Origin of the sequence: Kitasatospora sp. NPDC093558 (assembly GCF_040683475.1) — a bacterium.
Taxonomy (GTDB): domain Bacteria; phylum Actinomycetota; class Actinomycetes; order Streptomycetales; family Streptomycetaceae; genus Kitasatospora.
This window is the reverse complement of record NZ_JBFBDY010000226.1, coordinates 1-9,962: the sequence shown is the minus strand read 5'-3', so window position 1 is coordinate 9,962 and position 9,962 is coordinate 1. Positions and strand designations below refer to the sequence as shown.

12 protein-coding genes are annotated in these 9,962 nt (G+C 74.8%); 9 read left to right on the top strand and 3 right to left on the bottom strand.

Going from position 1 to position 9,962, the window contains the following annotated elements:
* Nucleotides 1–306 precede the first annotated feature (306 nt).
* Nucleotides 307–1,665, top strand: a complete 1,359-nt coding sequence (locus AB0O00_RS20960) for a class I SAM-dependent RNA methyltransferase (RefSeq protein WP_363653911.1) — start codon at nt 307–309, stop codon at nt 1,663–1,665.
* Nucleotides 1,666–1,790: 125 nt separating this feature from the next.
* Here AB0O00_RS20960 and AB0O00_RS20955 read toward each other — a convergent pair whose 3' ends face one another.
* Complete coding sequence (locus AB0O00_RS20955; RefSeq protein ID WP_363653909.1) at nt 1,791–1,988, bottom strand: hypothetical protein; 198 nt, start codon at nt 1,986–1,988, stop codon at nt 1,791–1,793.
* A 230-nt stretch (nt 1,989–2,218) separates the two neighbouring features.
* On the opposite strand from AB0O00_RS20955, the gene AB0O00_RS20950 reads away from it, so the two are divergent.
* Together AB0O00_RS20950 and AB0O00_RS20945 are read left to right on the top strand one after the other, a co-directional pair.
* The gene (locus AB0O00_RS20950) at nt 2,219–2,455 is read left to right on the top strand and encodes a toxin-antitoxin system HicB family antitoxin (protein ID WP_363653907.1); all 237 of its coding nucleotides are present in this window, start codon (nt 2,219–2,221) and stop codon (nt 2,453–2,455) included.
* A complete protein-coding gene (locus AB0O00_RS20945; protein ID WP_363653905.1) occupies nt 2,452–2,880 on the top strand; it encodes a fic family toxin-antitoxin system, toxin component in 429 nt (142 codons plus the stop codon). Before AB0O00_RS20950 ends, AB0O00_RS20945 begins: the two co-directional genes overlap by 4 nt.
* Before the next feature lie 117 nt (nt 2,881–2,997).
* Here AB0O00_RS20945 and AB0O00_RS20940 read toward each other — a convergent pair whose 3' ends face one another.
* A complete protein-coding gene (locus tag AB0O00_RS20940; RefSeq protein WP_363653903.1) occupies nt 2,998–3,885 on the bottom strand; it encodes a GNAT family N-acetyltransferase in 888 nt (295 codons plus the stop codon).
* Nucleotides 3,886–4,108: 223 nt separating this feature from the next.
* On the opposite strand from AB0O00_RS20940, the gene AB0O00_RS20935 reads away from it, so the two are divergent.
* From AB0O00_RS20935 to AB0O00_RS20910, 6 genes are all read left to right on the top strand, one after another.
* Nucleotides 4,109–4,975 carry a hypothetical protein gene (locus tag AB0O00_RS20935; protein ID WP_363653900.1) on the top strand — a complete coding sequence of 289 codons (867 nt, stop codon included), beginning with the start codon at nt 4,109–4,111 and terminating at the stop codon, nt 4,973–4,975.
* Nucleotides 4,972–5,760 (top strand): alpha-L-glutamate ligase, encoded by a 789-nt coding sequence (locus AB0O00_RS20930; RefSeq protein WP_363653898.1) that lies wholly within the window; start codon nt 4,972–4,974, stop codon nt 5,758–5,760. The genes AB0O00_RS20935 and AB0O00_RS20930 overlap by 4 nt, the downstream gene beginning before the upstream one ends.
* Nucleotides 5,761–5,862: 102 nt before the next feature.
* On the top strand, nt 5,863–6,693 hold the full coding sequence (locus tag AB0O00_RS20925; protein ID WP_363653896.1) for a putative RNA methyltransferase: 831 nt from the start codon (nt 5,863–5,865) through the stop codon (nt 6,691–6,693).
* A 258-nt stretch (nt 6,694–6,951) separates the two neighbouring features.
* Nucleotides 6,952–8,379, top strand: a complete 1,428-nt coding sequence (locus tag AB0O00_RS20920; protein ID WP_363653894.1) for an ATP-binding protein — start codon at nt 6,952–6,954, stop codon at nt 8,377–8,379.
* Nucleotides 8,376–8,768 carry a nucleotide pyrophosphohydrolase gene (locus tag AB0O00_RS20915; protein WP_363653892.1) on the top strand — a complete coding sequence of 131 codons (393 nt, stop codon included), beginning with the start codon at nt 8,376–8,378 and terminating at the stop codon, nt 8,766–8,768. The genes AB0O00_RS20920 and AB0O00_RS20915 overlap by 4 nt, the downstream gene beginning before the upstream one ends.
* A gap of 164 nt (nt 8,769–8,932) precedes the next feature.
* Nucleotides 8,933–9,535: a DUF6099 family protein gene (locus AB0O00_RS20910; protein WP_363653890.1), complete on the top strand. Its 603-nt coding sequence runs from the start codon at nt 8,933–8,935 to the stop codon at nt 9,533–9,535.
* Here AB0O00_RS20910 and AB0O00_RS20905 read toward each other — a convergent pair.
* Entirely contained in the window at nt 9,478–9,699 is a 222-nt protein-coding gene (locus AB0O00_RS20905) for a hypothetical protein (RefSeq protein ID WP_363653888.1), read from the bottom strand. The genes AB0O00_RS20910 and AB0O00_RS20905 overlap by 58 nt on opposite strands.
* Nucleotides 9,700–9,962: the final 263 nt, after the last annotated feature.

Sequence of the window (9,962 nt, the reverse complement as noted above, 5' to 3'; positions counted from 1 at the left end):
AGACATGCCGCCTCCGTCCTCAACTGGACCAAGGCTAGGGACCGCGACGGGCTGACGGCGCGGACGGCGCCGCTGGCTCCGGGCGAGCGGGTGGAGCCGGTGGCGGAGTCCGGCGCGGGGGCGAGGGTCTCGGGCAAGGGGGCTTCGGCTGCGGATTCGGCTGCTGGTAAGGGTGCTCCCGGCAAGGGCGCCGCTACCGGTAAGGGCGCTGCGACCGGCAAGGGTGCGGCGGGTTCCCAGGGCAAGGGTGCCGCGACCGGGAAGGGCGGTGCGCCGCGCAAGCAGGCCGTGCGCCCGCCGAAGGCGCTGCGCGCCCAGCAGCCGCGGGCGCAGCGCACCGAGACGCCGTCCGGGGACCCGCTGGTCGGGGAGCGGTACGAGGTCGAGGTCGGCCCGGTCGCGCACGGCGGCGGGCACTGCGTGGCCCGGCACGAGGGCCGGGTGCTGTTCGTCCGGCACGCGCTGCCCGGCGAGAAGGTGGTCGCGCTGGTCACCGAGGGCACCACGACCTCGCGCTTCCTGCGGGCCGACGCGGTCGAGGTCCTGGAGCCGGCCAAGGAGCGCATCGCCCCGCCGTGCCCGTTCGCGGGCCCCGGCAAGTGCGGCGGCTGCGACTGGCAGCACGTGACCCCCGGCGGGCAGCGCAAGCTCAAGGCGGCGGTGCTCACCGAGCAGCTGGCGAAGCTGGCCGGGCTCACCCCGGCCGAGGCGGGCTGGGACGGCAGCGTCGAGCCGGTCGGCGGCAAGCTCCCGGCCGGGCAGGTGCCGGCCTGGCGCACCCGGGTGCAGTACGCGGTGGACGGCGAGACCGGAAAGGTCGGCCTGCGCAAGCACCGCTCGCACGAGATCCAGCCGGTCGACCACTGCCTGATCGCCGCGGAGGGCGTCACCGAGCTCGGCATCGAGGCCCGCGACTGGCCGGGCGTCGCCACGGTCGAGGCCTTCGCCGCGACCGGCTCCTCGGACCGGCAGATCGTCCTCACCCCGCGCCCCGGCGCCCAGCTGCCGCTGGTCGAGCTGGACAAGCCGGTGTCGATCGCCCGGATCGACGACCAGGGCGACGTGCACCGCGTGCACGGGCGCACCTTCGTGCGCGAGCGGGCCGCCGGGCGCACCTGGCGGGTCAGCAACGGCGGCTTCTGGCAGATCCACCCGGAGGCGCCGGACACCCTTGTGGACGCCGTCCTGGACGGCCTGGACCCGCAGTGGGGCGAGAACGCGCTCGACCTGTACTGCGGCGTGGGCCTGTTCGCGGGCGCGCTGGCGGACCGGGTCGGCGAGGACGGCGCGGTGCTCGGCATCGAGTCGGCCAAGCAGGCCGTGATCGACGCCCGCCACAACCTGGCCGCGCTGGACAACGTCCGGATCGAGTGCGACCGGGTCGAGACGCTGCTGCCGCGCACCGGCATCACCGCCACCGACCTGATCGTGCTGGACCCGCCGCGCTCGGGCGCCGGGCGCGAGACCGTCGCGCACCTCGCGGGCCTGGAGGCGCGCCGGATCGCGTACGTCGCGTGCGACCCGGCGGCCCTCGCCCGGGACCTGGGCTTCTTCCGCGAGGGCGGCTACCGGCCGGTCTCGCTGCGGGCGTTCGACCTGTTCCCGATGACGCACCACTTCGAGTGCGTGGCGATCCTGGAGCCGGTCGGGGGCGCCGCCGAGTGACGTAGCGGCGCGCAGACGCGCGGGAGGCGGTACCCGGGTGTTCCGGGTGCCGCCTCCTCGGCGTTCGGGGCCGGTTGTGCCGGTTGTGCCGGTCGTGCCGGTCGTCCGTGGGGGGTGGGGGGTGGTCAGGGCTCGTTGTGCTCTTCTTCGTCGGTGCTGTGCGGAAGGTCGATCCCGTGCTGGGCGGCGAGCCGGAGCAGCTCGGCGATCCGGCCCTCGTACGCCTGGACGCCGTCGGCGTCCCCTTCGGCCCGGGCCGCCGCGAGGTCGCGCCGGGCCTGGGCGAGCTGCTCGCGCAGCTCCTGGTCGAACATGGCTGTCATTGCCGGCCTCCACACCGGTCGGTGCCGCTTCACGGAACGCTCAGGAGTGTTCAGAGTCTCGGAAGGGGCAGGACTCTTCAAGTCTCGTCCGTCGTGGCGGGGGTGGTTCGGCGGACGGTGGGTATGAGTCCGGGGCGCCTCCGGGGTTGTGCGGGGGCGTGCGGCGGGTGCGTGTGGGGGCGGGATCCGCGCCCTTGTTGTGCTAGCGCTTCAGCGCTAGCTTGAGGCTCATGGGTAAAAAGCAGCTGAACGTCAGGGTGGACGCCGCCACCGCGGAGATGGCCCGGGAGCGGGCGGAGCAGCAGGGGATCAGCATGAACCAGTACATCGAGCGCCTGGTCCAGCAGGACATGGGCGAGTCCGGGCGGGCCTTCGTCGACGCCGCCGCGAAGTTCATGAAGGAGTACGAGACGGCCTTCCTGGCGGAGACCGCGGAGCCGGGTGACCTCCAGGGCGTGCGCCGTTGAAACTTGAGGTCGACCTCTCGTGGCTGCTCATGACCGCCGAGCAGTACACGCCCGGTGACCCGCAGGTCACCGACTACGGATCGCTGCTCGCGGCGGTCTCCCGGCACCAGGCCGAGATCTTCGACATCGCCGTCTACCCCGAACCGCAGGACCGCGCCGCCGCCCTGATGCACCAGCTGATCCGGGTGCCGGCCCTGGAGAAGACCAACGAGCTGTACGCCACCGCCGTCGCCTACGCCTACCTCGTGGCGAGCGGCTGCACGGTGGCGACCACCGCCCGCGAGGTGCGCAGCCTCGCCCGGGCCATCCGGGAGGGGCGGCTGGGCGTGTCCGGCGTCGCCGAGCGGCTGTCCGCGTGGGTCGTGGACGAGGCGGAGGGAGAGGGCGTCAGCGGGGCGGACGACGAGGACGGGGACGACGACTGACGGGGGTGCCTGTTCGTCGGGCCGTCCCTGTCCGTTGAGCCGTCCCCGTTCGCCGGGCCGTCCCGGTTTGAGCCGCCCCCGTTCGTGGGGCCGTCCCCGTTCGTCGGGTGCGTGTTGTCAGTGGGCCGTGCCGTCGGGCGTCGGCGGTTCGGCGATCAGGGCCGTCGCGAACGGGCGGAAGCCGGCCCGGCGGTAGATCCGGGCGACGTCCTCGTCCGCGGCCGACAGGAACACCGTCCGCACGCCGTTCGCGCGGGCGTGGGCGACCAGCGCCGCCGTCACCGCGAGCCCGAGACCGCGCCGGCGGGCCGTCGGCAGTGTGCCGACCCCGGCGACCTCCGTCACCGGGCCCACCGGATTGTGCACACCCGAGCACAGCGCCGTGCCGTCCTCCAGTGCTGCGGCCAGTACGGTGGTGCCCGCGGCGATCCGTTCGGCGATCCGCTGTGCGCCGCCGTCCGCCACCAACTCCTGTTCTGCTGCCGACAGTTCTTCGGCACCTGCAGTGCCGATGCCGGTGCCCGGCTCGGCGAACGCCAGGTGCGGGACGGCCGCCGCAGCCGCCAACTCCGGTGCGTCCGCGGCCAGGACGCGCACCTCCACCGGCTCCGCCAGGGCAGGTGCGGCGCCCGGCTCGTCCTCCGGGCCGAGCACCAGCAGCGGGTGCTCGTGCACCGCCAGCCCGGCCTCCTCGACCGCCGCGCGCAGCTCGGGATCGTGCTCGGCCACCCACTCGAAGGCCTCCGGAGCGCCCAACTCCCGCTGTCGCGCCAGCACTCGGCGCACGTCGTCGGCGGTCGCGGCGGGCCCCTCGTGGCGCAGCGTCGGGCGGGCGTAGTAATGCCAGCCGGTGCCCTCGCGGACGAACAGGGTCAGCGGGCCGAAGTCCTCGGCGCGTGCGGCGCTGCGCGGCACCGCGTCGTAGTAGCGCTCGATCTCGTCGAGGAGGCGCGGGTCCGGGGCGGCGCCGGAGGTGCCGGCGGATGCATGATCGACAGAAGTCACGGCGGCATCCAAGCAGGACTCGCGAGCGTCCGCCACCGGTTTGACCTGCCGGGCGGCGGACGGTCGTCCGGATACGCACCGGCCTTCCCGTGATTGTTGCCGAACGCTTACAGCCGCGGCGATCTTGGCCGCGCACCGCGTGACATGCTGATGCCTTCACAGCTCTGCCGAGGGGGACGGCGGAAACTCCGGACTCGGTACGGCAAGGGGGGAAGACAGGCCCATGAGGCTCTGCTTTCTGGTGGAGGAGCACTACCGGCACGACGGCATGCCGCTCGACGTGGCGCGTCAACTTACCGCGTGGGGGCACCGGGTGGACGTGCTGCGCCCCGGCGACTCGCTGCTCGCCATCTCCGAGGCGATACGGGCCGGCAGTCACGACGCGTGGGTGCTCAAGACCGTCTCCGGCGGGCCCGGCCTCACCCTCCTCGACGCGGCCGCCGCCGTCGGCCTCACCACCGTCAACGACGTCCGCTCGATCCGCGGCGTGCGCGACAAGGCGCTCGCCTCGGTCATCGCCCGCACCCGCGGGCTGCCCGTGCCCGTCACGTACGCCGCCGCCCGGTGGGAACGGCTCGCCGAGATCCCCGCCGCCGAGTACCCGCTCGTCGTCAAACCGGCCGACGGCAGCTCCGGCCGCGCCGTGCGCCTCGTCCGCACCCCCGACCACCTGCTCGCGCTCGGCCCCTCGTTCGCGGGGGAGGGGCTGCTGATCGCGCAGCCGTACGTGCCCAACTCCGGTGTGGACCTCAAGATCTACTGCGTCGACGGCGAGTTCCACGCCACCGAGCGCTGCTCGCCGCTGCACCCAGCGCAGGCCGTGCGGGAACGGCGGGTGCCGCTGGCGGGCGAGGTCGCGCGGATCGCGGCGCAGGTGGGGGAGGTGTTCGGGCTCGACCTGTACGGCGTCGACGTGCTGCTCGGGCCGGACGGGCCGGTCGTCGTCGATGTCAACGATTTCCCGAGCTTCCGGCAGGTGCCGGACGCCGTCGCCCGGGTCGGACGGGCGGTGCTGCGGCTTGCGCGGGGCGGGACGGCCGTGTCGGTCCCGGCTCCGGCGCTGGTGGCGGCGGGCGGGGGTGCGCGGTGAGGGTCGGGCTGATCACGGCGGACCCGGGGCATCCGGTGCTGGCCGCCACGGCGGCGGTGCTGCGGGGGCAGGGGCACGGGGTGGAGGTCGTCGGTCCGGGGACGGCCTGGGCGGGGGCGGCCTGGGCGGGGGACGTCTGCCTTCTGAAGGCAAAGAACGAGCAAGCGCTTTCGCTCGCATGGGAGTTGGAGTCGCGCGGCGTTCCGGTGGTCAACTCGGCTGCGGCGACCGAGCTTTGCCAGGACCGGGTGCGGATGGCCGAGCTGGCGAAGGCGGCCGGGCTGCCCTTCGCCGAGACGCGTTCGGTCGGGCTGCTCGGTCAACTCGCGGATCCTGCCTACCCGTTCGTCGTCAAGAGCCGCCACAGTCGACGGCACGACCTCGTCGCCCGGGTCGACGACGCCGCGCGGCTGCGCGAACTCGCCGAGCGCTGGCCGGACGAGGCCGTCGTCACCCAGCCCTTCCTCGACGGCACCGGCTGGGACCAGAAGCTGTGGGTCGTCGACGGCCGGGTGTTCGCCGCCCGGCGGCGCTCCGAACTCGCCCCGCCCGACGGTGACACCGGGCCCGCGGCGGAGTGGGAGCCGCCCGCCGACCGGGCCGCCCTCGCGCTGCGCGTCGGCGAGGTGTTCGGTCTCGACGTGTACGGGGTCGACCTGCTCGACGGGCCCGCCGAGCCCGTCGTCGTCGACGTCAACGCCTTCCCCGGCATCCGCGGCCGCGCGGGCGCCCCCGAAGCGCTGGCCGCCCTCGCCCTGCGCGTCGCGGCGGACCGGGGTCGTTAGGCTGGGTCGTTAGGCTGGCACCCCCGGGTACCTCGGGAAACGCCCGGGACGGCCCTCAGGGCACGGCCCTCGGGGCGCACGGCGAGAGAAGAAGACGGAACGTTGCTGCAGGACATCGAGCCCTACCTGGCCTGCCCGCACTGCGCGCAGCCCCTCACCCGGCACGAGCGCACCCTGCGCTGCCCCGCCGGGCACAGCCACGACCTCGCCAAGCAGGGCTACGTCAGCCTCCTCGCCGGCGACGCCCACACCGGCACCGGCGACACCGCCGACATGGTCGCCGCCCGGGCCGAGTTCCTCGCCGCCAGCCACTACCGGCCCATCGCCGACGCCCTCGCCGAAGCCGCCGCGGCCGCCGACCCCGAAGGCCTCGTCGCCGACCTCGGCGCCGGCACCGGCCACTACCTCGCCCACGTCCTCGACGCCCTGCCCGGCCGCCCGGGCGCCGCGCTCGACATCTCCAAGTTCGCGCTGCGCCGCGCCGCCAAGGCCCACCCCCGGATCGGGGCGGTCGTCTGCGACGCCTGGCGCCCGCTGCCGCTGCTCGACGGGTCCGCCGGGCTGATGCTCAACGTGTTCGCGCCGCGCAACGGGCCGGAGATCCGCCGCGTGCTGCGCCCCGGCGGCACCCTGCTGCTGGTCTCGCCGACCTCGCGGCACCTGCGCGAACTCGTCGCCGCGCTGGGGCTGCTGTCGGTCGACGAGGAGAAGCAGCGGCGGATCGACGAGAAGCTCGGGCCGTACCTGACGCCCGAGGGGCGGCGGGAGGTGGAGTTCACGCTCCGGCTCGGGCCGCAGGACGTGCGCACGGTGGTCGGCATGGGGCCCAGCGCCTGGCACACCGACCCCGAGCGGCTGGCCGCGGCGCTCGCCGGGCTGCCGGAGCCGGTCGAAGTCACGGCGTCGGTGACGGTCGCGGTGTACCGGCGCTGACGGCCGGTGCGGAGCTGCCGGTCCTGAGCTGCCGGTCCGGGGTGCGGTGGCCGGGGTGGTTGCGGTGGCCGGGCCGTGGGCGCGGTGGCCGGTTCAGCGCATGGTGGCCGGCTGCGGGCGCTGAAGCCGTTCCGCGCGCCCTCGTTGTGCGCACCCTGTGCGCCTCCCATGCCCGGGCCGTGCGCGCGGCTCCTCGAAGGGATGAATCTGCCGCGCAGGCACGTTTCTGCCGCCTGACCTGCAGTTAGGGTCCGACGGGTGAACCGCGACGCCACCCGCACCGCCTCGCCGTCCCACCCCCGCCCGGACACCCCGGCGCCCGACCGGCCGCCCGTGCCGCGCCCCACCGTCGAGGAGCTCCGGCTCACCTCCTTCAAGTCCTACCGGCGCGCAGCCCTGCCCCTCGCGCCGCTCACCGTCCTGCACGGACCGGCCGGCGTCGGCAAGTCCAACGCGCTCGACGGACTCGCCGTCCTGTCCCGGCTCGCCCTCGGCGAGGAGATCGCGGACTCCCTCGACGGACTCCCGGGCGCGGCCGGCCAACTCGCCAGGCCCGTCCGCGGAGGCCTGGCCGGGTGCGTCCCGCACGGGCGCGACGCGATCATCCTCGGCTGCACCGTCCGCGCCCCGGTGGGCCGCATCCGGGTCGACATCGTCATCCGCACCGACGGACCGGTCCGGATCGCCCGCGAATCGCTCAGCCTCGACGGGCGGACCCTCGTCGAGACCGGCGAGCAGGACCTCCGCGGCCGGCGCGTCAACGTCTGCTGGCACAACGACACCCGCCAGGGCGACATCCGGGCGCCCTTCCCCAGCGGCACCATGATCACCGCGCAGCTGCCGCTGCGGGTCGCCGGATCCTCGCCCGGCGAGCGCACCGTCCTCGCCGCCACCGAGCACGCACTCACCGCACTGCGCGAGGTCTTCCCCGTCCACCCCGTGCCGGCCCTCATGCGCGACTGGGCCCGCCCCGACCCGCAGGCCCGCCTGACCAGCAACGCCGCCAACATCTCCGCCGTCATCGCCCGGCTCGCCGGCGAGTGCCCGCGCCGCTACGGCCAGCTCCTGCGGGTCGTCCAGTCCGCCGCGCCGCACCCGCTGCTCGGCCTCGACCTCGCCCACCGCGGCACCGGCACCGATCAGCGCGTCCTCGCGGTCTTCGACGAGGGCCTCCTCGGGCGCACCGGGGCCGACCAGGCCTCCGACGGGATGCTGCGCCACCTCGCGTTCGCCGCCGTGCTGCTCACCGGCGCCGGGGTGCTCGACCTGGACGTGGCCGCCGAGGTGCCGTGGGCGCACCGGCAGCTCACGGTGCTCGCGGGGGACCTCGGGGCCGGGCTGTCCACCGAGCAGACGGCCTCGCTGCTGCGGCTGGCGCGGGAGATGTCGGGGCGCAACCAGCTGCGGGTGCTCGCCGCCCTGCAGGAGCCGGCGGCGGCCCGGGAGGCGCTGGGCGGGGGGTCCGTGGGCGGGGTCATGCTGGTCGAGTGCCGGCGCGACCCGGACGCGGGGCACACGGTGCTGCGGCCCGAGATGGCTCGGGTGCCGGCCCAGTGCGGGCGCGGGGAGGGCGATCCGGCGGCTCCTTCCGGCCCTGCTGCCTCCGCTGCCGCTTCTGCCTCCGCTGCTCCTGCCGCCGGCAGCGGGGCGGGGACGGGCGAGGATGCGGTAGACCTGGACGCGTGAACGAACGACCTGAGGAATCCGGTGCCGGAACCGCGGCACCGACGTTGGAGAGCCTGCGGCAGCGGCTGGCGGAGTTCGCGGCGGCGCGGAAGTGGGAGCCCTTCCACACGCCGAAGAACCTGGCGGCGGCGCTGACCGTGGAGGCGGGCGAGCTGCTGGAGATCTTCCAGTGGCTGACGCCGGAGCAGGCGACCGCGGTGATGTCCGACCCGCAGCGCGCCCACCGGGTGCGGGACGAGGTCGCCGACGTCCTCGCGTACCTGGTGCAGTTCTGCATGGCGGTGGGGGTGGACCCGCTGGAGGCGCTCGCGGCCAAGATCGAGCGGAACGAGGAGCGCTTCCCGGTGCCGGGATCGGCCGCGTACGTCAAGCCGGAGGTGCACGAGTAACCCCCGCGAGGGACGAGAGTTGTCCACACCCCCGGGGTTTTCCACAGCTTTCAAAAGCCCCGATGCGCACCTCCCGCCCTCGGCGCACGCTTTCGCCGTGACCACGAACCGCCCCCGCGGCGGCCGTGGTCGGACGGCGAAAGCGAGTGGAAGGGGAGGCGGCCATGGAGGCGCTGCGACTGATCAAGACGGCCCGGCACGCCCTGGCCGAGGCCAGGCACGTACCGGACGTGCTGGCGGAGGCGCGGCGGGCGGCGCTGCTCACCGAGGCGGTGGGGGCGCGGCTGGCGGAGCTGGACGACGAGGAGCTGGCCGGGTTGGGCAGACAGCTGTCGGAGGCGGGCACGCTCGCCTCGGGCTGCCTGGACCGGTCCGTGGTCAGGGCCGCCGTGCTGAGCGGCGGCCGGTCCGGCCGGCCCGGCGAACTCGGCGACCTGGACGAGACGTTGGGGGCGCTCGACGGGCTGCTGCGCGAGCTCGGCGAGACGCTCGTGGTGCTGGCCTGCGGGGCCGACACCGAGAGCGTGTACTGGACGTGCATCGACACCGTCGACGCGGTGGCGGAGTGCAAGGACCTCGTGGCACGGCTCCGTCATGCGGCGGGGCGGTCCGTGGCGGGTGAGGCCGAGCCGGCGGGCCAGGGTGCGCCCTTACTGGTGGTCCGGCTCGGCCCGCCGGGTGAGGGCGGGCCGACGGACGTCGCGCCGGACTACCGGGTGCCCGGTGCGACGGCCGGAGCCTCGGAGGTGTCCGTGCCAGTGGGGTAGGCGGCCGTACCGGCGCCGCGGACGCCGGAGGACTGGAGTTCGGCGAGGTCCGCGGTCACGGAGGCGAGCAGTTCCTGCATCTGCTCCAGCAGGCTCTTCGGGGTGGCGGCCGGGCCGGTCGGGAACTGCGGCGCGGCGGATGTCTCGGACCAGGGTTCGGACATGACGGGACCTCTTCGGATCGGTAGTGCGACGTGAAGCGGCCGACGGTGGCTCGGCCCGCGCGGCGGGGGTGGCTGATGCCTTGCCACCGGGGCGCACGCTCCCGCCACATCGTCCAACGACCCGCGCCGACACCGGGTCACGGGAGGACAGATCAGCCTCCCGAGTGAAGCGAGGTTCGCCGCCGCTGAGAGCCCTGGGCTACTGAGCCGGAGGGTGGTGGGTTGCGGTTGGTTGCTCGGCGCCGATGCACCGGCGCCGAGCA